19 protein-coding genes and 1 tRNA gene are annotated in these 23,709 nt (G+C 64.4%); 12 read left to right on the forward strand and 8 right to left on the reverse strand.

What is annotated here, in order from left to right; all coding sequences use genetic code 11:
• Positions 1-13 precede the first annotated feature (13 nt).
• A complete protein-coding gene (locus BM075_RS19435) occupies positions 14-1,027 on the forward strand; it encodes an ArsJ-associated glyceraldehyde-3-phosphate dehydrogenase (RefSeq protein ID WP_093362371.1) in 1,014 nt (337 codons plus the stop codon).
• On the forward strand, positions 1,024-2,328 hold the full coding sequence (arsJ, locus tag BM075_RS19440) for an organoarsenical effux MFS transporter ArsJ (RefSeq protein ID WP_093362372.1): 1,305 nt from the start codon (positions 1,024-1,026) through the stop codon (positions 2,326-2,328). Before BM075_RS19435 ends, arsJ begins: the two co-directional genes overlap by 4 nt.
• Here arsJ and BM075_RS19445 read toward each other — a convergent pair.
• Positions 2,283-3,470, reverse strand: coding sequence for a GAK system CofD-like protein (locus BM075_RS19445; RefSeq protein ID WP_245758918.1), 1,188 nt, complete (start codon positions 3,468-3,470; stop codon positions 2,283-2,285). The genes arsJ and BM075_RS19445 overlap by 46 nt on opposite strands.
• 393 nt (positions 3,471-3,863) lie before the next feature.
• On the opposite strand from BM075_RS19445, the gene BM075_RS19450 reads away from it, so the two are divergent.
• Positions 3,864-5,174, forward strand: a complete 1,311-nt coding sequence (locus BM075_RS19450) for a glycosyltransferase family 87 protein (RefSeq protein ID WP_177208422.1) — start codon at positions 3,864-3,866, stop codon at positions 5,172-5,174.
• Between the two features lie 122 nt (positions 5,175-5,296).
• Here the strand turns inward: BM075_RS19450 and BM075_RS19455 are convergent.
• Together BM075_RS19455 and trxC are read right to left on the reverse strand one after the other, a co-directional pair.
• Positions 5,297-5,372 (reverse strand) — tRNA-Ala (locus BM075_RS19455).
• A 35-nt stretch (positions 5,373-5,407) separates the two neighbouring features.
• Positions 5,408-5,854, reverse strand: a complete 447-nt coding sequence (gene trxC / locus BM075_RS19460) for a thioredoxin TrxC (RefSeq protein ID WP_093362375.1) — start codon at positions 5,852-5,854, stop codon at positions 5,408-5,410.
• Positions 5,855-6,080: 226 nt separating this feature from the next.
• On the opposite strand from trxC, the gene BM075_RS19465 reads away from it, so the two are divergent.
• The gene (locus tag BM075_RS19465) at positions 6,081-6,500 is read left to right on the forward strand and encodes a globin domain-containing protein (protein WP_093362376.1); all 420 of its coding nucleotides are present in this window, start codon (positions 6,081-6,083) and stop codon (positions 6,498-6,500) included.
• 72 nt (positions 6,501-6,572) lie between these two features.
• Here the strand turns inward: BM075_RS19465 and ileS are convergent, their stop codons facing one another.
• The 3 genes from ileS to BM075_RS19480 all read right to left on the reverse strand — a co-directional run bounded on the left by ileS (position 6,573) and on the right by BM075_RS19480 (position 11,969).
• Positions 6,573-9,500, reverse strand: a complete 2,928-nt coding sequence (gene ileS, locus BM075_RS19470) for an isoleucine--tRNA ligase (RefSeq protein ID WP_093362377.1) — start codon at positions 9,498-9,500, stop codon at positions 6,573-6,575.
• A gap of 319 nt (positions 9,501-9,819) precedes the next feature.
• Positions 9,820-10,461 carry a LysE family translocator gene (locus BM075_RS19475; protein ID WP_245758919.1) on the reverse strand — a complete coding sequence of 214 codons (642 nt, stop codon included), beginning with the start codon at positions 10,459-10,461 and terminating at the stop codon, positions 9,820-9,822.
• A gap of 137 nt (positions 10,462-10,598) precedes the next feature.
• Positions 10,599-11,969 carry a phosphohexomutase domain-containing protein gene (locus BM075_RS19480; protein WP_093362379.1) on the reverse strand — a complete coding sequence of 457 codons (1,371 nt, stop codon included), beginning with the start codon at positions 11,967-11,969 and terminating at the stop codon, positions 10,599-10,601.
• Between the two features lie 171 nt (positions 11,970-12,140).
• On the opposite strand from BM075_RS19480, the gene BM075_RS19485 reads away from it, so the two are divergent.
• The 8 genes from BM075_RS19485 (at position 12,141) to focA (ending at position 20,326) form a co-directional block, all read left to right on the forward strand.
• Positions 12,141-12,806, forward strand: coding sequence for an NnrU family protein (locus tag BM075_RS19485; protein ID WP_093362380.1), 666 nt, complete (start codon positions 12,141-12,143; stop codon positions 12,804-12,806).
• Between the two features lie 108 nt (positions 12,807-12,914).
• Positions 12,915-13,940 (forward strand): imelysin family protein, encoded by a 1,026-nt coding sequence (locus BM075_RS19490; RefSeq protein WP_093362381.1) that lies wholly within the window; start codon positions 12,915-12,917, stop codon positions 13,938-13,940.
• Positions 13,941-14,050: 110 nt separating this feature from the next.
• Complete coding sequence (locus tag BM075_RS19495) at positions 14,051-14,917, forward strand: glucosamine kinase nucleotide-binding domain-containing protein (RefSeq protein ID WP_093362382.1); 867 nt, start codon at positions 14,051-14,053, stop codon at positions 14,915-14,917.
• Positions 14,918-14,959: 42 nt separating this feature from the next.
• Positions 14,960-15,991 carry an SIS domain-containing protein gene (locus BM075_RS19500; protein WP_093362383.1) on the forward strand — a complete coding sequence of 344 codons (1,032 nt, stop codon included), beginning with the start codon at positions 14,960-14,962 and terminating at the stop codon, positions 15,989-15,991.
• 253 nt (positions 15,992-16,244) lie between these two features.
• Entirely contained in the window at positions 16,245-16,565 is a 321-nt protein-coding gene (locus BM075_RS19505; RefSeq protein WP_093362384.1) for a FeoA family protein, read from the forward strand.
• Positions 16,558-19,068 carry a ferrous iron transport protein B gene (gene feoB, locus BM075_RS19510; RefSeq protein ID WP_093362385.1) on the forward strand — a complete coding sequence of 837 codons (2,511 nt, stop codon included), beginning with the start codon at positions 16,558-16,560 and terminating at the stop codon, positions 19,066-19,068. Before BM075_RS19505 ends, feoB begins: the two co-directional genes overlap by 8 nt.
• Positions 19,065-19,313, forward strand: a complete 249-nt coding sequence (locus tag BM075_RS19515) for a FeoB-associated Cys-rich membrane protein (RefSeq protein ID WP_093362386.1) — start codon at positions 19,065-19,067, stop codon at positions 19,311-19,313. The genes feoB and BM075_RS19515 overlap by 4 nt, the downstream gene beginning before the upstream one ends.
• Positions 19,314-19,468: 155 nt before the next feature.
• Positions 19,469-20,326, forward strand: a complete 858-nt coding sequence (gene focA / locus BM075_RS19520) for a formate transporter FocA (protein WP_093362387.1) — start codon at positions 19,469-19,471, stop codon at positions 20,324-20,326.
• Positions 20,327-20,481: 155 nt separating this feature from the next.
• Here focA and pflA read toward each other — a convergent pair whose 3' ends face one another.
• The gene (gene pflA, locus BM075_RS19525; RefSeq protein WP_093362388.1) at positions 20,482-21,261 is read right to left on the reverse strand and encodes a pyruvate formate-lyase-activating protein; all 780 of its coding nucleotides are present in this window, start codon (positions 21,259-21,261) and stop codon (positions 20,482-20,484) included.
• A gap of 22 nt (positions 21,262-21,283) precedes the next feature.
• The gene (pflB, locus tag BM075_RS19530) at positions 21,284-23,539 is read right to left on the reverse strand and encodes a formate C-acetyltransferase (protein ID WP_093362389.1); all 2,256 of its coding nucleotides are present in this window, start codon (positions 23,537-23,539) and stop codon (positions 21,284-21,286) included.
• Positions 23,540-23,709: the final 170 nt, after the last annotated feature.

Genomic DNA, 23,709 nt, shown 5'->3' on the forward strand with positions numbered 1-23,709 from the left:
CACGGAGACGATCATGACGAAAATCGCAATCAATGGCCTGGGCCGGATGGGGAAGCTGGCGCTGCGCTCATTCTTCGATCTTGGCTTGAACGGCGAGATCGTCCTGCTGAACGATGCCGAAGGGGATCCAGCGCAGCATGCGCTGCTGTTGGAATTCGACACGATCCACGGCCGATGGCCCGCCGAGATCACCCACGGGCCGGACAGCCTGACCATCAACAGTCACACCATGCGTCTGACGCGCGAACGCCGGATCGAGGACCTGCCGCTGGCGGACCTCGGCATCGACGTGGTGGTCGAATGCACTGGCGTCTTCAAGACCGGCGACAAGCTGGCCCCCTACTTCGCCGCCGGGGTGAAAAAAGTGGTGGTCTCGGCCCCGGTGAAGGACGGCGGCGCGGTGAATATCGTCTCTGGAGTCAACCACGACATCTACGAGCCCGACACGCATCGCCTTGTCACGGCGGCAAGTTGCACGACGAACTGCCTCGCCCCCATCGTGAAGGTCATCCACGAGGGAATCGGCATACGCCATGGTTCTATGACAACGATCCACGACGTGACGAACACCCAGACCATCGTCGACCGCCCCGCAAAGGATATGCGCCGCGCCCGCTCCACGCTGAATTCGCTGATCCCCACTACCACGGGCTCGGCGACGGCGATCACGCTCATCTATCCCGAGTTGAAGGGCCGGCTGAACGGCCACGCAGTTCGGGTGCCGCTGCTTAACGCCTCGCTCACCGACTGCGTCTTCGAGGTGGAGCGGGCGACCAGCGTCGAGGAGGTGAATGCCCTGTTCAAAGCGGCGGCCGAAGGCCCGATGAGCGGCATTCTCGGCTACGAGGAGCGCCCGCTGGTGTCCGCCGATTATGTGAACGACGAACGCTCCTCCATCGTCGATGCGCTGTCGACCATGGTGGTGAACGGTACCCAGGTGAAAATCTACGCGTGGTACGACAATGAGTATGGCTATGCGTTCCGGCTGGCCGACGTGACCCGCATGGTCGTGGATAGCCTGAAATGACCGGTGCAGAGCGCCCGCAGGGCCTGACCGCCTATATCGCGGTGACGGCCGCCTACTGGACGTTCATGCTGACCGATGGCGCGTTGCGGATGCTGGTTTTGTTGCACTTCCACACGCTCGGCTTCTCGCCCATCCAGCTCGCCTATCTGTTTCTGCTGTACGAATTCATGGGCATGGTCACGAACCTCTCGGCGGGCTGGATTGCCGCGCGCTTCGGGCTGACCTCCACGCTCTATGCCGGGCTCGGCTTGCAGATCGCTGCGTTGATCGCGCTGGCCAATCTGGACCCAGGGTGGGCGCTCGCAGCCTCCGTCGCCTACGTGATGGTGGTGCAAGGTGTCTCCGGCATCGCAAAGGACCTTGCAAAGATGTCCTCCAAGAGCGCCGTGAAACTGCTCGCGCCGTCGGGGGACGGGTTGTTCCGCTGGGTGGCCTACCTCACTGGATCGAAGAATGCGGTGAAAGGCGCGGGCTTTTTGATTGGCACGGTCTTGCTGGGCACACTCGGCTTCACGGCGTCGGTGATGGCCATGGCTGCGGTGCTCGCCGCCATCCTTGTCGCCACCGTGCTTTTCATGCCCGGCGGCCTTCCCCGTGGCCGCAAGGGCGCCAAGTTCCGCGAGGTGTTCTCAACCGACCGCAACGTCAACCTTCTCTCGCTCGCGCGGATCTTCCTCTTCGGCGCGCGGGACGTCTGGTTTGTGGTGGGCATCCCCATCTACTTCTATGCCGTCCTCTCCGACGGCACGGAGGCCGGCAACCGCATGGCCTTCTTCCAGATTGGCACCTTCATGGCGCTCTGGATCATCGCCTACGGCGCGATCCAGGCTTGGGCGCCGGGGCTGCTGAAGGCGAAGGAGAAGACCACCGATGAGATCGTCGCGTTGGCAGTTCGGTGGGTGGGAGCGCTGGCCCTGATCCCTGCCGCACTTGCCTTGTGCGCGCTTTTCGCGGGCGGACCAGCCGCATGGTTGACGGTCACTTTGGTGGCTGGGCTAATGGGTTTCGGCTTCGTCTTCGCCATCAACTCGTCGGTCCACTCCTACCTGATCCTCGCCTTCACACAGCACGACCGGGTCACGATGGACGTGGGCTTCTACTACATGTCCAACGCCGCCGGACGGTTGATCGGGACGCTGCTGTCGGGTCTGAGCTTCCAGGTCGGAGGGTTGTCGCTGACACTCGCCACCGCGGCCATCATGGCGGCCCTGTCGTGGCTCGCCGCTCGACGGCTCCGTGCCAGCGGGACACAGGATCAGGTCAGCGACACGAGCGAATCGCACACCCTTCGCGGATCATAACGGGTCGGATTGGCTTCGGACGCGAGCGTCTGGGCCATGCAGACAATCCCATGCCGGCGGCCCAGCTCACGCGCATCCGCGGCGGCAAAGCTGTCGCCGTCGCAAAGCACAAACTGGAGGAGCCTGTCTGCCGGGCAGTCGCCGCCTGCATCGCGCCTGAGCTGCTCCAAGAGCGCCTCGACCTGATCGACGAGCCCAAGCCCCGGGCATTCCGGGTCCGGGCCGAGGCTCGGGAGATAAACCTTGGGCACCGTCCGACGTGCAATGGCGGCCCCCACGCCGAGTGGCAGCAGATTTGCGATGACGCTGGAATACAGGCTGCCCGGCGGGTAACAGATCAGGTCCGCCGTTTCGATGAGCCGCAGGTTTCGCTCCGGCAGCTTCACCCGCTCCGGCGTCACCTCTGCATCGCCCTCGGCAAGGAACAGCCGGCGGATGGATTGCGTGAGTGGGGGCATCTCCTTGCCCGTCAGTTTGCTCTGCCCGATGATGATCGTGCCGTCCGCGAGTTCCGCACCGATCTGCAGGTTGGCGTCCACGATCGACCGCACAGTCCCCTGCACTGCCACCATCTTCGACATCAGAAACAGAACCGGCTCCAGCGCTCGGTCGTTGGCCAGATACCCCCCGGCCAGAATGAGGTTTCCGACGCTCGCCTTCCGAAAATCGAAGTCCGCCGGCATGGCTTCGGCAAAACTGCGAAGCTGCGTCTGGATCAGTTGCCGCATCGGCTGCGACACCGCGCAAATCAACGGATGCTCTCCGGTAAGAATGGCCCGAGCCTCCGCGCGCAGCACCGCAGCCTCGGCATTTGCCGGCAAGCGATGGGTGAACAGTCGAAAGATGTCCGGCTGTCCCAGATCGCTTTCGTCAGCCAGCGCCATCAGCCGGCTCCGCAAGTCCCCCACCGCCGGCATGTTGAACGCAGCGCGCAGCACCTGCGAACTGCCGCCGCTGTCGAAGGGCGTAATGAGGTGACGCGAGTTGTGGGTGTATCCCTTCAGGCTGTGCGCAATGTCGTTGAGCGCGCTCCCGCCCGAAAAGAAGAGCAGTCGCGGGCCGAGATTTGGCAGGCTTCTGCATCGTGCGATGCGCAAGGCATCCGGGATCTCCGCAAGCCGCGAGACGGTAAGGCCAGACACGATCTCCCTCCCCTTGCGCCCTCGACGTGGCCGCATCGTACCGTCATGTATAGGACGCACGCACGGTAGCCCGAAACCCTTTCTTGCCCTTTCGGGGCCGGGAACAGGACGGCAACGCGCCATACGCAACGCCGGTTCAAAGTTGGCGGATCGATCACAATTTGCCCACTTGCCTCCACACTCTAGTCCCAATTCCTTGGTTTCCAAATCGAAACGCTATCGACGTCTCACCACCGCAAACACAAGCGGTGGAACGATCGGTCAAAGCTCTCCATGAGGGGTAGTCACGAGGTGGAGATTCGGCGAAATCACACTGTTGCGCTCGTGATCCTGGCTATAGCCTTTGCGTTTCCATATTTCACGGTCGATAGGCCCTCAGAGGACCTCCTGGCGATGTGGTTGGCGGGCCATTTCATTGCCGAGGGCCAACCGGATCTGGTCTACGCATCCTCCAGCCAGATCTTTACCATGTTGCCGCCGTCTGACGACTGGCTGAGGGCGGCCGCGGAGATCGGACACGAGAGTCAGGTTTTTCCCTATCTGTACCCTCCCCTCTGGGCCGCACTAATTGCCCCCGTTACACGCTGGCTCTCCTTCGGGGCGTTCGAAGCCGGTATCACTGCGGCCAATGGTGTGTTCTTGTTCGCGACGAGCTGGCTGGCCTGGCGCGCGCTACGGAGCCCAATGCCGGCTATCGCCTTTGCGCTCCTAGGTCAGATCCTCTTGTATGGCACCACGATCGGCGGCCTTGCGGTCCTGCAGAACCAGCCGCAGATATTCGTAGCATTCCTAACGGTGCTCGCAATCGAACGGGGACGAGCGGGCGCGCAGATTACCGCGGGAAGCGCACTGGCCCTGGCAGCCGCAATCAAGCTCTTACCCCTGATCTTCCTCCCGATCTTCATGGCTCGCGGACAGTGGCGGGCCGCAGCGGCGTTCATCGTAGTTGGCGCCTCGCTGGCGGGCACCTCCATCGCTCTTACCGGCTGGCCGCTTCACATGGATTTTCTTGCTTCTGTGCAAGCGATCGGTGCGACTATTATCAGGCTGTCCCCCGCCGTCGGCTTCGAAAATGCCATCGCGAGCCTATTGCCTGAATCCGCTCTAACGACGATCCGGGCCGCGAGCCTCGATCCAACGTTCGGGGGCGCCTGGTTCGTCATGGAACGGCCCGCCGTGTGGATGCTCGCGAGCCGTACCGCAACATTGGCGACCTTGGCAGTTTTAGTATTTTGGGCGCATAGGACGCCTGAAGACGAACTCTACTCCCGGGTGTGGCCAACCGCACTCATACTGCTGCTCCTGTTGCAGCCATTAAGTTGGTGCTACTATTTCATCGCTCCCCTAGTTTTCGCACCAGCGATTCTCACGAGTTACGGCGGTCGCCTCGGATTGACTATCCTGATGGTGATCACGCTCCCGGTGTCGATGTTCGTTTTGCGCCTCTATCGGTCCTTCATTGGCCCCCTCGATGCCGAAGTCATTTCGGCTCTTGGGTTGCTGTCGGTCATCTGCCTGCTTGCAGCAATGTCCCTCGCTCCACGGCGAGGTGACCGAACCAAACAGGAGCCGCGGCAAGCAGCTCGGGTCGATGGCAAAGTTCGAGAACAGACCGGAGAGGCGCTGCCCCGCGCAGATGCAACTTCTTTGCGGGCCGGACGTATCAAGCCGCCGATGTTATCGTCGCCGCATCACGTGGCTTAGTAGGCGACTGCCCTCATGCCGCCTTCAGGGCGACGTTCGCGGAGTTGTCGCTTTGTGCTGATTTCGATTGCAGCGGTTGGTCCGCACTGCAATCAACGCATTGATCTAGCAGACCTTTGAAGTGGTGGAGCCGATCGGGATCGAACCGACGACCTCATCATTGCGAACGATGCGCTCTCCCAACTGAGCTACGGCCCCACGGAGGCTCCCAATCGCGCAAAGGTTGGGGGATGTCAAGCGGGAAGCGCCACGTTCTCGCGGACAAAAGCCTCGATTTGCGATGCGGGCCGTGCCCCGGAGAGTCGTGCGACTTCGCGCCCGCGGTCGAACAATAACAGTTGCGGGATACCGCGAATATTGTAGCGAACGGTCGCGTCCGGATGGCTCTGCGTATCCACTTTCACGAACCGCGCCTTGCCCCGCAGCGCCTCCGCAGCCCGGGCGGATTCGGGCGCCATAGCCCGGCAGGGACCGCACCAGGGCGCCCAGAAGTCGACCAGCAGGGGCAGGTCATCCACCTTGGCAGCTTTCTCTGCGTCGCGGAACGACAGGTCGTGCACCTTGCCGTCCACAAGCCGCGCGCCACAGGTGCCGCATTTGGGCCCGGCGCCTAGCTTGTCGGCCGGAACGCGGTTGGTCACGCCACAGTCATGGCAGGTCAGTTTCAGGCTGTGGCTCATCGCCGTGGCTCCTTCACATTCATGTTCAGGAATAGATAGGAAGCGCCATCGGAGTTCCAAGCCCCTCGCCATGGTACGTCCGGCGCTGCATTTTTGGACGAACGCATCTGAGGGCGACCGAAATGCGTCGTTGAAGTCGCAGTTTGCGATGAATCAATTCCGGGCGTCATGAATCCGTGACAGGTTCGCGACAGGAAAGGCGCCGAATAGCATCAGGGAGTCCGAAATGCCGCCGTCGCAACAGGAACTTGCGCGCGTGAAGCAGAGCTTCGAAGATCTGCGTCCGCATCATGAACCCACATCTTACGACTTCTACGAGGAACTGTTCGCAAGGGCCCCCGAACTGCGCCAGCTGTTCCGTGATGACCTGAAGGGTCAGGGGATGCGTTTCATGAACACGCTCGGCCTGGTCCTCGACGACATGACCAATCCGAACGGAACGACGGTCGACTACGCGGAGCTCGGTCACCTGCATACGACCCTGGGCGTGCGGCAGGCTCATTTCGAGCCGATGGAAGACGCGCTCATGGCCTCCCTCGGCAAGAAGCTCGGCAACGAATTCACAGCGGACCTGGAAGAGGCATGGCGTAACGCGTTCCGGGCTTTCAGCAAGAAACTGATCGAGGCGGGCGACATCCCCGCGTAGGTAAGCGCCCGCGAGACATCGCCGTAAGAGGGGCCGCCGCTCCAGCCCCTCCCATTTTCGAGGGCAGCGACGTCAGCCGAGCGCGTCGTTGCACCGCTGGCACGTACCGGGATGCGCATGCGTGCCCACATCCGGCAGGATCTTCCAGCACCGCTGACACTTCTCGCCTTCAGCTTCCGCGAAAACGACACCGACGCCCGGCACGTCATCCAGCGTGAAGGCCCCCTCCGGCACAGGCTCCGACGTCAGGGTGATGCCCGAAGTGATGCACAGATCGGCAAAGGCGGCCGGGTTGATCATCGCCTCCACCTCTTCCGGCAGATGGACGATCGGCGCCGCTTCGAGCGAGGAGCCGATCACCTTGTCCCGCCGGGCCACTTCCAGCGCGCCCGTCACAACGCGGCGCACGTCGCGAACCCGGTTCGACTGTTCGGCCAGCTCCGGGTTCCGCCACTCCTGCGGCGTCTCCGGGAAGTCCTGCAGGTGCACCGAACTGTCATCGCCCGGGAAGCGTTCCAGCCACACCTCCTCCATCGTGAAGACGAGGATCGGGGCAAGCCAGGTCGTCAGGCGGTGGAACAGGATATCCAGCACGGTCAGCGCTGCGAGGCGCCGGGGGCTATCGTCGGCATCGCAATAGAGCGCGTCCTTGCGCACGTCGAGGTAGTAGGATGACAGCGTCAGTGTGGCGAAGTTGAAGAGCGTCTGGAACACGCCCTGGAAGTCGAACCGCGCGTACCCTTCGCGCACTACGTCGTCGAGTTCCGCCAGCCGGTGGAGGACGACCTTTTCGAGGTCCGGCATGTCCGCGTAGGCGACGCGCTTGCTCTCCTCGAAGTCGGGCAGCGAGCCGAGGATGAACCGCATCGTGTTGCGCAACCGCCGGTATCCGTCGGCGACGCCCTTGAGGATCTCCGGCCCGATCCGTTGGTCGGCGGTATAGTCGGATTGGGCCACCCACAGCCGCAGGATGTCGGCGCCGTACTGCTTGATGATGTCCTGCGGCGCCACGGTGTTGCCGAGCGACTTGGACATCTTGTTGCCCTTCTCGTCCAGCGTGAACCCGTGGGTCACCACGTTGCGGTAGGGCGCCCGGCCTACGGTGCCGCAGGCTTGCAGTAGCGAGGAATGGAACCAGCCGCGGTGCTGGTCGGTGCCCTCCATGTAGACGTCCGCAATGCCGTCCGGCGTTCCGTCCGCGCGATCCCGCAGAACGAAGGCGTGCGTGGACCCGGAGTCGAACCAGACGTCGAGGATGTCGAAGATCTGGTCGTACTGGTCGGGATCGTAGTCGTTGCCAAGGAACCGCGCCTTGGCGCCGTCCTTGTACCAGGCATCCGCGCCCTCCTCCTCGAAGGCGGCGACGATACGCGCGTTCACGGCCGGGTCCCGCAGAAGAAAATTCGGATCGTCGGGCTTGGCGCCTTTCTTCACGAAACAGGTCAGCGGCACACCCCAGGCGCGCTGGCGGGACAGCACCCAGTCCGGACGCGTTTCGATCATGGCGTGCAGGCGGTTGCGCCCGGCAGGCGGCGTCCACTGGACGAGTTCGTCGATGGAGCGAAGCGCACGCTGCCGGATCGTCTTGCCATAGGTGTCATGCCCGTCGCCGACCTCGCGGTCGATGGCAGCGAACCATTGCGGCGTATTGCGGAAGATCAGCGGTGCCTTGGAGCGCCAGGAATGCGGGTAGGAGTGCTTGATCCGGCCCCGCGCGATGAGCGCCCCGCAGTCTGCCAGCGCCTCGATAACCCGCTTGTTGGCGTCCTTCTCCTTGCCCTTGTGGTCGAAGATGAGCGCTCCGCCAAAGAGCGGCAGGTCGGCGCGGAAGGAGCCGTCCTCCAGCACGTTGTAGGTCATCGGAAGGCCGTGCTTCACGCCGAGGATGTAATCGTCCGCACCGTGGCTCGGTGCAGTATGGACGAACCCCGTACCAGCCTCGTCCGTCACGTGGCCACCCGGCAGCATCGGCACGTCGTAGTCCCATTCGCCCGCGGCGCCCTCGACCCCGCGCAGCGGATGGGCGCAGACCATCAGGTCCAGCTGTTCGGCAGTCACGTCCTGCTTGCGCTCCCAGGCGTCGACGCGCGCCGCCTTCATCACGTCCTCGGCCAGGTTGTCGGCCAGCAGGTACTGCTCGCCCACCTTGGCCCAATTGTCCTCCGGCGCAGCGGTGACCGTGTAAAGGCCGTAGGACAGGTCCGGGTTAAACGCCACGGCGCGGTTTTGCGGGATGGTCCAGGGGGTGGTCGTCCAGATCACCACGTTGACCCCGCGCAGGCTTTGCCGGGCCCCAGTGGCGTCGACCGATCGGATGACGGGGAATTTGACCCAAATGGTGTGGCTCTGGTGTTCGTGGTATTCCACCTCCGCCTCGGCCAGCGCGGTTTTTTCCACCACCGACCACATCACCGGCTTGGACCCCTGGTAGAGCGTGCCGTTCATCAGGAACTTCAGGAACTCCCCGGCGATCACCGCCTCGGCGTGGTAGTCCATCGTCAGGTAGGGGTCTTCCCATTTACCGGTCACGCCAAGCCGCTTGAACTCCTCGCGCTGGACGTCGATCCAGGCCTCGGCGAAAGCGCGGCACTCCTGGCGGAGCTCCAGCACCGGAACCTCGTCCTTGTTCTTGCCCTTCTGGCGGTACTGCTCCTCGATCTTCCACTCGATCGGCAGGCCGTGGCAGTCCCACCCGGGCACGTAGCGGGAATCGTTGCCCATCATCTGATGGGACCGCACGATCATGTCCTTGATAACCTTGTTCAGCGCGTGTCCGATATGCAGATGGCCGTTGGCGTACGGGGGGCCGTCATGGAGCACGAAAGACGGGCGGTCGCCGGCGGTCTCCCGCAGGCGGTCATAGACGCCAATCCGCTCCCACCGCTCCAGCCAGCCGGGCTCGCGCTTCGGCAGGCCCGCGCGCATCGGAAAGTCGGTACGCGGCAGGTTGAGGGTGTTCTTGTAGTCGGGGGCGATCGTATCGGTGGTATCGGCGCACATGGGTTGCGTCCTTCGGGTATGTCATCTGGGAGGATGTGGGTCGGCGCGGTCTTCCATACGCCTCGTCCCGGCGACTCGTGATCAGAGCGCCGGGCTGCTAATTCGAATGATGATCGACCGTATCAGCATCTTGAGGACGCCTATACCGCCCCACCCGAGCGCGGTCCAGTGCCGCCGGCTGTCGCACTGCCGACGGCGCGCCAATCGGGCTTGATGCGCAAGCGTGTCAGGCTCCCATCAGCTTGAAGTACTATCGGCAAAATCCCCCAAAAGTCTGACCCGGACCCACGTGGTGGATACCGTCCCAAGCACCGGATCGTCAGGCCACCAGCATCCAGACAGCAACCGCTGAAAGAATGATCGCGAAGGTGAGGTTGAGCATCCGCGCCGACTCCGGGCTGCGCCATTTCACAGTCATTCCATCGCCCAAGGCAGCATAAAGCGAGAACGCGACGGCGTTGTTGAGCGTGAATAGCAGCGCCACCCACAGGACGAAGGCGGTATGGGTCATATCGGTTGCGCCCGTGAACTGTGTGAACATGAGCGCGATAATCAGATAGGCCTTAGGGTTCAGCAGAAGCACCACCGCGCCATCGACAACACCGGCAGGCCGCGCTTCGGAGTCGTCAGCCAAAACGCCGGCCCGAGCCAGACCGAACGCGAGATATAGGATATAAGCCGCGCCAGCGTACCGCGTGATGGTCAGGAACAACGGCGCCGCGCGCGATATCCAGTCGAAACCGAGGCCAATGGCAATCGTTAGCAATACCGTGGCCAGGTGATAGCCGACATTCGCCGGAACGGTCGCCCGAAATCCAAATCGGGCGCCATTGGCTGCGAAGAACATGTTTCCCGGACCAGGCGAGTAGGCGAGCGGGGCCAGAAACAGCAAGAGGGCGATTGTGATCTCGGTCATCCCGCGTTTCAAACACGGAGCGCCCCGCATCACGACCCGGATCATGATGATTCGGCATCGGGCCCGCCGGAGCGGCCATCTCTCGGTCATTTCATGCAATCCGGGACAGCGGGCTGACCGGGCAGCCAAGTATGCTGCCCGTCCGACCCGCATCGAAATCCGGCGGGGCAAGGAAAATTCCGTCAGGCCTCGAAAGTGCGGATGATGCCAGTGACCTCGTCGGTCTTCCGCTTCAGAAGGTCCCGGTCGCCCCGGGTTTCGACGTTGAGGCGCAGAACCGGCTCCGTCGCGGACCGGCGCAGGTTCAGACGCCAGTCGTCGAAGGCGAGGCCGAGCCCGTCCATGCGGTCCACCTCCGGGGACTGGTCGGCCAGCGCAGCCTCCACTGCACGCATCGCCGCGTCCGGATCGGTGACGCGGAAGTTGATCTCGCCCGACGACGGATAGGCCTCCCGGCGCTCCCCGATCAGTTCCGACAGCGGCTGCCCGGTGCGGCAGATGTGCTCTGCAATGAGCAGCCAGGGGATCATACCACTGTCGCAGTACATGAAGTCCCTAAAATAGTGGTGCGCGGACATTTCCCCGCCGTAAACCGCATCGACTTGGCGCATCGCACTCTTCACGTGGACATGACCCGTGAGCGACGCCACGGCCTCGCCACCCGCCTCGGCCACCAGTTCCTGCGTGTTCCACATGATGCGCGGGTCGTGGACGATCTTCGCGCCGGGAACCTTCAGCAGGAACGCCTGGGCCAGAAGGCCGACCAGATATTCGCCATCCACGAAGGCGCCTGTCTCGTCGAACAGGAAGCAACGGTCGAAATCGCCGTCCCAAGCGACGCCGAAGTCGGCGCCCACCGTCTTCACCGCCTCCGCGGTAGCGGGGCGGTTCTCCGGCAGCAGCGGGTTGGGAATGCCGTTCGGGAATTTGCCGTCTGGCTGATGGTGCAGGCGCTCGAAGGTGATGTTCGCGCCCCTTTCGGCCAACGCCGCCGCAATGGCGTCGAACGTGGGGCCAGCGCATCCGTTGCCAGGGTTGACGAGAATATGAAGCCCCTGCAGCACCGTGGGGTCGATGAAAGACAGCACGCGGTCGACATAGGCCGCCCGGGGACTGTCGTGGCGGAGCACCCCATGCGGCCCGTTTGGCGCTTCAGAGCCGGCAGCCACGTGATCGTGCATTTCCTGAAACCCGCCGTCCGGCGGAATCGGCTTCGCGCCGCGGCCCACCAGCTTGATGCCGTTATAGTGGATTGGGTTGTGCGACGCGGTAACCATCAGCCCACCGCCAGCACCATAATGAGCGGTGGCGAAATAGACCTCCTCCGTGCCGCAAAGGCCGATGTCGATCACGTCCGTCCCACTCTCCAGCAGGCCCTCGGCGAGGGCTGCGGCGAATTCCTTTGAGGTGGCCCGCACGTCGCGACCGATAACCGCGGTGCGGGGTTGCATGACCATGGAAAAGGCGCGGCCGATGGCCCGGCAGGTGTCGGCGGTCAGCTCCTCACCGACACGGCCGCGTATGTCGTATCCCTTGAAACAGGCAAGTCGCATTGGTGTCTCCTCGTCCGGTTTGGATCAAAGGATAGTGCCTCCGTCGCGCACTGCCACCCCGCCGCCGCTGCGCCTCTTGGTCCCAAGGCGCAGTCGCGCTTTTCGCCTGCACTGGCTATGGCGCGCGATTGGGTGCATGGTCACGACCCCGAAAGGACGATCGGAGACCTCATGAACGGCCCCGCCGCATGGATAGAATTCGCAGCCGCCTTTGCGGTTTTCCTGGTGAGCCACTCGCTGCCCGTGCGGCCGGGGGTCAAGGCCCGTTTGGTGGCGAGAATGGGCGCGCGCGGGTTTACCCTGGCCTATTCCTTAGTCTCGCTCGCAGCGCTCGCCTGGTTGATCTCGGCGGCAGTGCGGGCACCGGTCATTCCGCTCTGGGACTGGGCCCTGTGGCAGAACCAAACGACCGCCGCGGCCATGTTCCTGGCCTGCATCATCGCGGCATTGGCACTCGGCCGGCCCAACCCGCTCTCCTTCGGCGGCGCGCGGAACGCGTCGTTCGATCGCCAGAACCCGGGCATCGTCGGGTGGGTCCGCCACCCTCTCCTTGTGGCGCTGGCGCTCTGGTCGCTCTCCCACCTGCTTGCAAACGGAACGCTGGCCCTCGTTCTGCTGTTCGGCACGTTCGCGCTGTTCTCACTCCTGGGTATGCGCATGATCGACGCTCGCAAAAGGCGCGAAATGGGGGCGGCAGAATGGCGGGAGCTGACGGACCTGCCGCGCGAAATCAGGTTGACCCGCAACGGCCTTTTGCGGGTTCTGACGGGCGCTGTCGCGTTCGCTATCCTGTTGGAGCTTCACGGGCCGGTGATTGGGGTGCAGCCGGCACTCTGACACGGCCCCTTGCGCGGGAGGGCGTTTGCCGCAAGACTCCCATCAGCCAAGTGACAGGCTCGCCCCGCCAGCCGTTCACATTGCCCGACCCAACTCCCGGAGCCTTTCATGACGCGCCTCTCGCCCGCCCTTTTGTGCCTCGTCGCTTTGCTGCCCCCCCTGCCCGCCCCGGCGGCGGAGGTGGACCATGCACAGATCAGGGACGGCGCGCTGGAGGTCCTGGTGCGACAGGTCGGGGCGTTCCGTTCGGCAACTGCCTCTCTGAACAACGTGGCTGAGGACGTCTGCGCGGAGCGGGCGGCGCCGGAAACGTTAGCTCTCGCGGTCGGCGACGCTTGGCGCGCGTGGGCACCGTTGGACAGCTACCAGTTCGGTCCGGTGGAACAGGCGGGGGCGGCGCTCTCGATCAACTTTTGGCCTGACAAGAAAGACTTCGTCGGCCGCGGGCTGGACGCGCTTCAGGCGTTGCCGGAGGACGTACAGGCCCGCGCCGACGGCGTGGCCAGCGTCTCCGCCGCCGCGCAGGGGCTGCCCGCGCTGGAGCGTCTGCTCACCTCCGACCGGCCGGTCTGCCCCGCCGCCCTGGGCATCGCCGCGCACGTTCAGGCCGTGGCCGATGCGCTTTACGAAGGGTGGTTCTCATCCGACGGATGGGCGCAGCTGATGCGCACCGCAGGGCCGGCAAACCCGGTGTACCTGTCCGATGAAGAGGTCACGCGGACATTTTTCACGGCCGCGGATTTCGGCCTGGAGCGCGTGGCGGAGTACAGGCTGGGGCGCCCGCTCGGCGACTACGACCGTGCCTTTCCGCGCCGGGCGGAGGCTTGGCGGCTCGGCCTCTCCGCGTCGATTGCCGACGCCCAGTTGGAGGGGGTTGCGGAGTTGGTCGAAGGCGCCTTCGCCCCGGCGGCACCGGAGGAAACGGTGGACCGTTACTTCACCGTCTCGAAGGCCGCCCGCGAGCGCCTTGCCGCCATCAAGCCCCCATTGCACGAGGCAGTGGACGATCAGATGGGGCACTTGCGGGTCGAAGCCGTCCAAACCCGCGTGCAAGAACTCCGCACCATCCTTGCCGACGACATGGGGCCGGTGCTGGGGGTGGAGACGGGGTTCAGCGCCGCGGACGGGGACTGAGCGCCCTACCCGGGACTGGTTCGAAGTTTCCCTTGCGACACTTCGTGAAAGGTATGGCGTCTTCGGCACTTCTCCTACGTAAGGTCAAGGAGTAGCATGGGGCCACTGATATGACCGGACACGTTCCAACTCCACTGATCGGCATTGACGGCGGCGGGTCTTCCTGCCGGGTGGCCGTCTTGGTGGGGGACGTCCGGCACGAGGTGCTGCACGGTCCCGCCAACGTCTCCACCGACTTCGAAGGCGCGATGACGACCGTGCGTATTGCATTGGCCGAGGCCGGTGCGGCGGCCGGGCTGAGCATGCAGGCCCTTTCGCTGGGCACGGCCTATGTGGGGCTTGCCGGTGTCATGAGCCCCGCGATCGCGCGACGCGTCGCCGTCCTCCTGCCCATGCGCCGTATCGCCGTGACCGACGACAGACCCACGACAATTGCCGGCGCCCTGGGCGAGTCGGACGGCGCTGTCGCGGCGATCGGAACCGGATCTTTCGTGGGTCGGCAAGTCGACGGCCGCATCGCGGGTGTGGGCGGATGGGGGTTCCACATCGGCGATCAGGCGTCCGGCGCGTGGCTTGTACGGCGGGCGCTGGAGGATCTGATGCTGGCCGTGGACGGATTGGCACCGATGACCGCGCTCGGCCGCACCCTTCTCGCCGAATATGACGGGGACACGGCCGCAATCGTCGAATTCTCGCTGCGGGCGAAACCGGCAGAGTTTTCGCAGCTCGCCGTGGAACTCGTCGCCGCCGCCGAGACCGGCGATCCGCTCGCCGCCCGACTGATGCGGGAAGGGGCGGATTACGTCCGGCGCGCCTTGGAACGGTTGGGGTGGGAGCCGTCCGAACCGCTCTGCCTGACCGGCGGGCTCGGGCCGGCCTACGCGCGCTGGCTTCGGCTCGACACGGTGCCGCCCTGCGGCTCGGCTCTCGACGGCGCACTGACGCTGGCGCGAAGGCTGGAGAGGCAGCAGGCATGAGGACGGGGCCGAAAGCTCCAAATCGAGCAGATAGGACAGAGCATGGAACACCATGAAACACAGATGCGGCGCGAGATCCGGGAGATTCCGGCCGCAGTGGAACGTCTGCTGTCCCGCGGCAGACTTCCCATCGAGGATGCCGCGCGCGCTGCCGCGGCCCGCGACCCCGCCTTTGCCATCACAATCGCCCGGGGCTCCTCGGACCACGTTTGCACCTACCTGAAATACGTGAGCGAACTGCTCCTCGGCCTGCCGGTGGCCTCCGTCGGCCCCTCCATCGCCTCCATCTACGGCGCGCATCTGCGGCTGCAAAAGAGCCTCTGCATCGCCGTCTCGCAATCCGGCAAGAGCCCAGACATCGTCGAACTGGCTCGCGCCGCCCGGTTCGACGGTGCTCTCTCGCTCGCGATCACCAACAACCGCCACTCTCCGCTCGCCGAGAGCTGCTCGCACACGCTGGAGATCTGTGCCGGTCCAGAGCGGTCCGTGGCTGCGACGAAGACCTTCGTCACCTCCATCGTCGCCGGGCTGCTGCTGCTGGCGGAATGGAAGAAGGACGCAGACTTGCGAAAGGCGCTGGAACACCTGCCGGACCTGCTCGATGGTGCGGCGGCAATCGATTGGCCGGAGGTCCGCGCGAACCTCGACGGGCGCCATTCGCTCTTCACCCTCGGCCGTGGACCCGCCTGGGCGATTTCCAACGAGGCGGCGCTGAAGTTCAAGGAGACCTGCCAGCTCCACGCGGAAAGCTACTCCTCCGCCGAAGTGCTGCACGGGCCGGTTTCGATCGTGGGCGAGGGTTTCCCCGTCATCTGCTTCGCCGCCGAGGACGCGGCCGAAAAGGCGGTGAACGAGATCGCGGACCAGATCGCGGCAAAGGGTGCGCGGGTCTTCGTGACCTCGCCCAAGGTCTCCAAGGCCACCGCCGTCGACCATGTCCGCACCGGGCATCCGCTGACGGACCCGATCAGCCTTATCGTCTCGTTCTACTCCATGGTGGAACGGTTCGCTGTGGACCACGGGATCGACCCCGACACCCCGCGACACCTGAAGAAGGTGACGGAGACGATCTGACCCGGCGCGACAGTACCCCGCAAAAGGGGCGTCTCTTCGAGCATCATAGCCGCCCACCGCCCAAATACGCGGCATCGGGTTCCTGCGAACCTTGCGACCGCCTGACGCGCGGGCGGGTACTTGATAAAAATACTCGGAATGGTAAGAGAAGGCTGTCTCCGGAGGATGTCGGAAAGACAGGCCAGCCGGAGCGGGCGCATCGATGCGCCGTGGACCCGGCCGTCGAGGGCCGGCATAGAGTGACGAGGCAGCCATGAAGCAGGTATTTTTCCAGGCCATCGGATGGACGAAGGGAAAAGACGCTCCATGCTCTGCCGGACGTTGTTGCGGTGGCGAGGGAACCTGCCACTGCTGCCTCGACGCGATCTCGCCGGGGAACACCTGCACGATCCGTTGCCTGCGCGGCTGCGGCCCGGTGCGCCAGCGCCTGCTGGACCTTGGCTTTCAGCCAGGACGCGAGATCAGGGTCGTGCGCAATGCCCCGCTGCGCGACCCGATAGAGCTGCAACTCGGCGACACCTTCATCGTCCTGCGCCGGCACGAAGCAGCGCAGATCGAGGTGCAGCATGGCTGAGACCGGTGGCTCCGTTCTGGTCGCGCTTGCCGGTCAGCAGAATGCGGGCAAGTCGACGCTCTTCAACATGCTCACCGGGCTGCAGCAGCACATCGCGAACTATCCCGGCGTCACGGTCGACAAGAAATCCGGCACCTACATCGCTCATGGACGCACCTTCGAGGTCGTCGACCTGCCCGGCGCCTACAGCCTGTCGCCCTATTCGCTAGAGGAACGGGTGGCACGCACATTCTTGCTCGACGAGATGCCCGACGTGGTAGTGAACGTGCTCGACGCAACCAACCTGCGCCGCTCCCTGCCGCTCACGTTCCAACTCCTCGAAATGGGGTTCCGGGTGGTGGTCGCGTTGAACATGATGGACGCAGCCGCCCGGCGCGGGCTTCAGATCGACGTCGCCGCGTTGCAACGCCGGCTCTGCGTTCCGGTGGTGCCGGTGGTCGGTCGCAAGGGACAGGGCGACGCCGAACTGCGGGACGCCATCGCGCGTGTCGCCGCAACGGAGCAGGTCGTGCCGGCAACGCTCAACTATGGCTCGTTGGAAGACGATGTCGCCCGGTTCCAGGGCGCGCTGGCCGCCGAACCGCGCCTGCGGGGGCTCCCGGCGCGGTGGTTGGCTGTCAAACTGCTGGAGACGAGCGACGAGGCCGAGGCGCTGCTGTCGACCCGTCTCGAGAACCCTCATTCACTGCTCGACGCCCTGTTTCGCACCCGCCAGGAGTTCGAAGCGGACAGCGGCGTCGCCACTGGCGATCACATCAGCGCCTGCCGCGACCGGAAGGCCACCGAAATCCTCGCCGCCTGCGTGACCGACACCCGAGCGGGCGAAGTGCCGATGTCGGAGCATATCGACCGGGTGCTGCTCAACCGTTTCCTCGCCCCGGTCTTCCTGGTGGCAACCGTCTGGGCGATCTACCAACTCTCCATCGTCCAGGGCTATGCGCTGACCGATGTCACCTGGCCGCTCCTCGCGGGCTTCAGGGATCTCGTCGCGATCGTCCTGCCCGATGCCGGGTTCCTGCACGACCCGCAGATCCGGTCCATCGGACTCTGGGCCGTGGATTCGATGAACACGCTGCTGAACTATGTGCCGATCTTCCTGATACTGTTCGGGCTTATCGCGATCCTGGAGGATTCCGGCTACATGGCGCGGATCGCCTTCATCCTGGACCGCGTCCTGCACCGTTTCGGCCTGCACGGGCAATCCACGTTACCCTTCATCCTCAGCGGCGTCTTCGCAGGCGGCTGCGCGGTGCCGGGCGTGATGGCCACAAAGGGCATCCCCGATGCCCGCGCACGGTTGGCGACCATCCTGACCGCGCCGTTCATGAACTGCCTGGCCAAGATCCCGCTGTATACCCTGCTGATCAACATCTGGTTCCCCGAGACCAAAGGGCTGATGTTGTTCTACCTGTCTACGCTCACGGTTATGGTCGCCCTGCTCGTGGCGAAGCTGCTGACCTCCTCCGTCCTGCGCAATGAGGAGACCGCACCTTTTGTCATGGAACTGCCAAGCTACCATCTCCCTTCGCCGATGGGTGTGTTGCGGCGGGCCGTGGGGCGAACGTGGGTCTATGTCCGCAAGGTTGCCTCGGTGGTTCTGGCGGTTGCGACGGTGATCTATGTGCTTTTGCAATTCCCAGGCGTGCCGGCCGATCGGCAGGTCGCCTACCAGGCCGAGGCCGAAGCCGCCATCGCCCGGTTCTACGACACGCTGCAGGGCAATCCGCTGAGAGCCGAGGTGGCGGACCCGACGCGCCTGATGACGCTGGTCAACCTTCAATCCGAACACGCCGCACAGATCGAGGCGGCGGAGACCCCGTCGGAACGTCAGGCATTGGACGGCACCCTGAAACGCCGACACCCCGACCTGGCGCCGTTCCTGCTCGGCGGGGCCACCGCTGAGACTCAGGAAGCCGCTTCGGCGCTCGATGCCTTGGCGACCACCCGGGCCGACCTGCGGCGCACCCTCCGCCGCGACCGGCTGGAAAGCAGCTTCCTCGGCTACCTCGGCCGCGGGCTGGAGCCAGTCACGCAATTCGCCGGCTTCGACTGGAAGATCAACATCGCGCTCCTCACCTCCTTCGCCGCCCGCGAGAACTCCGTGGCGACCCTCGGCGTCCTCTTCGACCAGGACGACGGCCAGAACCTGTCGCTGGAGCAACGCATGGGCGCCCAGCAGAAAGCCGAGGGGCGCGCGGCCGTTTCGGCAGTGGCGCTGATGCTCTTCTTCGCCTTGTATCCGCCCTGCCTAGCCACCGTCATCATGGTCCGGCTGCAAACCCGCAGCCGCAAATGGACTGCCTTCTCCGTGATCTTTCCGACCATTCTTGGCCTGGCTGTCGCCTCGGCGGTCCATACCGTCGGCACGTCCCTGGGTCTCAGCGGGTTGCAGACGATGAGCGCCGTATACGCCCTCACCGCCGGGCTGCTCTTTGTAGTGGCCCTGCCGAAGCCGTGGCTGCACGGGCATGACGGTCCAGCACTCGGGGAGCCGGCGAAATGAACCAGACACTCCAGCCGGCGATCGACCTCGGCGCCGAAGCGGGTATCGCCCCGCTGGAATATCTGCTGGTCGCCACCCTCGCCGGACTGGCCCTGGCCTACCTCCTGCGCGGTTTCCTGAAACGGCGCGCGAAGGCCGCCTCCGGCGAGGGCTGCACCGGATGCCCCGGCTGTTCGTCGACAGGCGGCTGCCCAAGCGTGACACAGTTCAAGTTCGACACGAGCGACGGCCGGCGCGCGCCCTGACAGGCACCCGGCATTCGCCCGGCGGGACGCTGGGTTGAGGCATTTCTGCTCGACTTTGCCCCCTCCCTGCGAGACATACGGCCGCGCGCGAGACGGACCGGACCGATGCCCGATCTGTCACATCGCGTTTTCCCGTCTTGCCAAGGACCGACCGAATGCACCAAGACAGCTTCGACGCCCTCCTTCCCGCCGACATGGCCCGCAAGGCCGAGAACCTTGGGGTCACCAAGGCGACCAAGGCGCCGCTTTCAGCCTTCATCCTCGCCGTCACGGCCGGCGCCTTCATCGGCATCGCTTTCGTCTTCTACACCGTCGTCACCACCGGCAACGACGCCCTCGGCTGGGGGCTCAACCGGCTCATCGGGGGCATCGCCTTCAGCCTCGGGCTGATGCTGGTGGTGGTGAACGGCGGCGAGCTGTTTACCAGCACTGTGCTGACGGTCGTCGCGCGCGCCAGCCGCAAGATCACCTCGGCGCAGCTCGCCCGCAACTGGGCCCTGGTCTACGCCGGCAACTTCGTCGGCGCACTTGGACTGGTGCTGATCATGCAAGCCGCCCGCCACTATACGCTCGGCGGCGGCCAACTGGGCATCAGCTACATGTCCATCGCCCAGCACAAGCTGCATCATACCTTCACGCAGGCGGTGGCCCTGGGGGTCATGTGCAACGTGATGGTCTGCCTGGGCGTGTGGATGACGTTTTCCGCCCGCTCGGTCACGGACAAACTGCTGGCGGTGGTCCTGCCGGTCGCCATGTTCGTTGCCGCCGGCTTCGAACACTGCGTCGCGAACATGTTCCAGATCCCCATGGCGATCCTGACGGTAAACGCCGCTGACGCAACCTTCTGGGCCGAAACCGGCAAGACCGCAGCGGACTTCGCGGACCTCACCTGGGGCAACTTCCTGCTGCACAACCTGCTGCCCGTCACCATCGGCAACATCATCGGCGGCGGTCTCCTGGTCGGGCTGCTTTACTGGTTCATCTACCTTCGCCCCTTGGAAAAGCAGGCGTAGAAGCCGCGCGCCAAGGCCGGCCAGAAGATCTAACGCCGCTCAGATCGGCGCGCGCCCTTCGTCTTCTTGTGCCCTGAAAATATCCCCGCCGGAGGCACCTTCCAACGGAAGATCGTTTTCGCCCGCCGCCATTCGGGGTCACGCTGTTCGAAAGGTCAGGAAACGATAAGTCCGCGCGACCGGAACACCTCGCGCGCCGCGTCCGCCTCGTCGCGGCTCGGCGTGGGCGTGTCTCGGAGCTTGTACTCCAAACCCAGCTTGTCCCATTTAGACGTCCCAAGCTGGTGAAAGGGCAGCACTTCGACCTGCTCCACCGAAGGGCCATAGCTGGCCACCAGATCGGCCATGCGCGCCACTTCGTCCGGCGCGTCGGTCCAGCCGGGAACCAGCACGTAGCGGATTCGCATCTGCTTGCCCAACCGCACAAGACGGTCGGCGCACTCCAGCGTCGGCTGGAGCGGTTGCGCGGTGAGCGCGCGGTACTTCGCAGGGTCGGCATGCTTGATGTCGAGCATCACGAGGTCGATCGGGTCGAACCAGTCGTCCGTGACGTTGCCATGCAGAAAGCCCTGCGTGTCCAGCGCGATATGCAGCCCGTAGCGCGCCTTGATCGCGCGGGCCGCCGCCCCGACGAAGGGCGCTTGCATCAGCGGCTCCCCGCCTGAAAACGTTACCCCCCCGGCGAATTTCAAGAATCCGGCGAGCGAGTCGATTTCGGAGAGGATGTCCCCCACCTCCACCCGTCGGCCGTTGTGCAGCTTCCAGGTGTCCGGGTTGTGGCAATAGAGGCAGCGGAACATGCACCCGGCCATGAAGAAAACGTAACGCATGCCCGGCCCATCCACCGCCGCCCCGGATTCCACCGAATGGAGGAAGCCATGACACGCTGCCTGGTGCGGGCCGTCGAAGGTCTCACTGGGAAGTGCGATTGTCATGGCTTGGCTCCTTTCTCGGAGGTTACATGCCGGCGTGGAAGGTGCGGCCGATCACGTCGAGCTGCTGTTCCCGGGTCAACTTGACGAAGTTCACCGCGTAACCGGACACCCGGACAGTCAGCTGCGGGTATTTCTCCGGATGGTCCATCGCATCCATGAGCGTCTCGCGGCTGAGCATGTTGACGTTCACGTGGAAGCCGCCCGCCTGGGTGAACCCGTCGAGGCAGTTGGCAAGGTTGCGCACCTGTTCGTCCTCGGTGTGGCCCATGGAGTCCGGCGTGGCCGACGCCGTCCAGGAGATCCCGTCCTGCGCGTGCTCGTAAGGCAGCTTGGCGACGGAGGCACCTGCAGCGACGAACCCCTTCTTGTCCCGCCCATTCATCGGGTTGGCGCCCGGCGCGAACGGCTCACCCGCCCGGCGCCCGCATGGGGTGCAACCCGTTTTCTTGCCATAGACGACGTTCGACGTGATCGTCAGGATCGACTGCGTTGGCATGGAGTTGCGATAGAACACCGGCTGCGCCTTCACCTTGCTCATGAAGACCTCGGTCAACCAGGCGGCGATCTCGTCCACGCGGTCGTCGTTGTTGCCGAAGGCCGGATAGTCGCCCTCGATCTCATAATCGACTGCCAGCCCGGCATCGTTGCGGATCACCTTCACCTTCGCGTGCTTGATCGCGGAGAGGGAATCCGCCGCGATGGACAGTCCGGCAATGCCGCAGGCCATGGTCCGCAAGACATCGCGGTCATGCAGCGCCATCTCGATCCGCTCGTAGGCGTACTTGTCGTGCATGTAGTGGATGCAGTTCAGCGCCTTGACGTATGTCTTTGCGAGCCAGTCCATCGTCTTGTCGAACCGCGCCATCACAGTGTCGTAATCGAGCACATTGTCCAGGATCGGTTCAAAGCCGGGCGCGACCACTTTGCCGCTCTTTTCGTCCACGCCGCCGTTGATGGCGTAGAGCAGAGCCTTGGCCAGGTTCGCGCGGGCACCGAAGAACTGCATCTGCTTGCCGATGGCCATGGCGGAGACACAGCAGGCGATACCATAGTCGTCGCCCCACTTCGGCCGCATCAGGTCGTCGTTCTCATACTGGATGGCGGACGTATCCTTCGACACCTTGGCGCAGAAATCCTTGAACCCGCGCGGGAGCTGAGCGCTCCACAGGACGGTCAGGTTGGGCTCTGGCGCCGGTCCTAGGTTGTAAAGCGTATGCAGGACGCGCATGGAGGTCTTGGTCACCAGCGTCCGGCCGTCGAGCCCCATCCCGCCGATGGCCTCCGTCACCCAGGTGGGGTCGCCGGAAAACAGCTCGTCGTATTCAGGCGTCCGCAAGAACCGGACGAGCCGCAGTTTGATGACCATGTCGTCGATCAGTTCCTGCGCTGCGCTTTCGGTCAGCGTGCCGCGCTCCATATCGCGCTGGATGTAGACGTCGAGGAAGCTCGACACCCGACCAATCGACATCGCGGCGCCGTTCTGTTCCTTCACCGCGGCAAGATAGCCGAGATATGTGAACTGGATCGCCTCCCGCGCGGTCATCGCCGGCCGGGACATGTCCACCCCGTACTTCAGCCCCATCTCGCGCAGCTCGCCCAGGGCGCGATACTGCTCGGACAGCTCTTCCCGCAGGCGCAGGGTGTGTTCATCGAAGACCGCGTCGTCGAGTTCGGCCTTCTCCTCGAGCTTGCGTGCTTGCAGCGCGTCGATGCCGTAAAGCGCGATACGGCGGTAGTCGCCGATGATCCGGCCCCGGCCGTAAGCGTCGGGAAGGCCGGTGATGACGCCGGACTTGCGACAGGCCACGATGTCGGGCGAGTAGACGTCGAACACGCCCTGGTTATGGCTCTTGCGATACTTGGTCCAGATCTCATGCACGGTCGCATCCGGCGTGAAGCCGAAGGATGTCAGGCCGTTCTCGACCATCCGGAGGCCGCCGTTGGGCATGATCGCACGTTTCAGCGGCGCATCCGTCTGAAGGCCGACGATCAGTTCACGCTCCTTGTCGATGTAGCCGGCGTCATGCGCGGTGATCGAGGAGGGCGTATCGGCGGAGACGTCCAGAACGCCCTTTTCGCGTTCCTGCTTCAGAAGAAAACCCAGGTCCTGCCAGATCTGCTCGGTCCGCTCGGTCGGCCCCGCCAGGAAGGACGCATCGCCCTCATAGGGGGTATAGTTCTCCTGTATGAAGCCTCGAACGTCGATCGACTTGCGCCATGCGCCATCGGTGAAACCAACCCAGGGGTCTCTAAGGTCTGCGGACGTCATCACGTTCATTTACGGCTCCTGCACATGCAGTGGGAGAGCGGGGCCGCTGCCCCGTCGATCTCGGATTGTCATTTCGGTGGACGGCGCCAGGGAGGGGGAGCGCCGACCGGTCGCCGGCACCACGATGGCGCCCCTGACCAGATAACGCAAACATAGGGTCTTCACTGCCGGTGAGGCAA

The organism is Tropicimonas isoalkanivorans (genome assembly GCF_900112335.1).
GTDB lineage: Bacteria > Pseudomonadota > Alphaproteobacteria > Rhodobacterales > Rhodobacteraceae > Tropicimonas > Tropicimonas isoalkanivorans.

Excerpts from the sequence above, each read along its gene's own strand:
- BM075_RS19500 (WP_093362383.1), top strand. The coding sequence starts at position 14,960 with ATGGAACACCATGAAACACAGATGCGGCGCGAGATCCGGGAGATTCCG.
- ileS (WP_093362377.1), bottom strand. The coding sequence starts at position 9,500 with ATGTGCGCCGATACCACCGATACGATCGCCCCCGACTACAAGAACACC.
- focA (WP_093362387.1), top strand. The coding sequence starts at position 19,469 with ATGCACCAAGACAGCTTCGACGCCCTCCTTCCCGCCGACATGGCCCGC.
- arsJ (WP_093362372.1), top strand. The coding sequence starts at position 1,024 with ATGACCGGTGCAGAGCGCCCGCAGGGCCTGACCGCCTATATCGCGGTG.
- BM075_RS19465 (WP_093362376.1), top strand. The coding sequence starts at position 6,081 with ATGCCGCCGTCGCAACAGGAACTTGCGCGCGTGAAGCAGAGCTTCGAA.
- feoB (WP_093362385.1), top strand. The coding sequence starts at position 16,558 with ATGGCTGAGACCGGTGGCTCCGTTCTGGTCGCGCTTGCCGGTCAGCAG.
- BM075_RS19435 (WP_093362371.1), top strand. The coding sequence starts at position 14 with ATGACGAAAATCGCAATCAATGGCCTGGGCCGGATGGGGAAGCTGGCG.
- pflB (WP_093362389.1), bottom strand. The coding sequence starts at position 23,539 with ATGAACGTGATGACGTCCGCAGACCTTAGAGACCCCTGGGTTGGTTTC.
- BM075_RS19450 (WP_177208422.1), top strand. The coding sequence starts at position 3,864 with ATGTGGTTGGCGGGCCATTTCATTGCCGAGGGCCAACCGGATCTGGTC.
- pflA (WP_093362388.1), bottom strand. The coding sequence starts at position 21,261 with ATGACAATCGCACTTCCCAGTGAGACCTTCGACGGCCCGCACCAGGCA.
- BM075_RS19480 (WP_093362379.1), bottom strand. The coding sequence starts at position 11,969 with ATGCGACTTGCCTGTTTCAAGGGATACGACATACGCGGCCGTGTCGGT.
- BM075_RS19505 (WP_093362384.1), top strand. The coding sequence starts at position 16,245 with ATGAAGCAGGTATTTTTCCAGGCCATCGGATGGACGAAGGGAAAAGAC.
- BM075_RS19515 (WP_093362386.1), top strand. The coding sequence starts at position 19,065 with ATGAACCAGACACTCCAGCCGGCGATCGACCTCGGCGCCGAAGCGGGT.
- BM075_RS19495 (WP_093362382.1), top strand. The coding sequence starts at position 14,051 with ATGACCGGACACGTTCCAACTCCACTGATCGGCATTGACGGCGGCGGG.
- BM075_RS19490 (WP_093362381.1), top strand. The coding sequence starts at position 12,915 with ATGACGCGCCTCTCGCCCGCCCTTTTGTGCCTCGTCGCTTTGCTGCCC.
- BM075_RS19475 (WP_245758919.1), bottom strand. The coding sequence starts at position 10,461 with ATGATCCGGGTCGTGATGCGGGGCGCTCCGTGTTTGAAACGCGGGATG.
- trxC (WP_093362375.1), bottom strand. The coding sequence starts at position 5,854 with ATGAGCCACAGCCTGAAACTGACCTGCCATGACTGTGGCGTGACCAAC.
- BM075_RS19485 (WP_093362380.1), top strand. The coding sequence starts at position 12,141 with ATGAACGGCCCCGCCGCATGGATAGAATTCGCAGCCGCCTTTGCGGTT.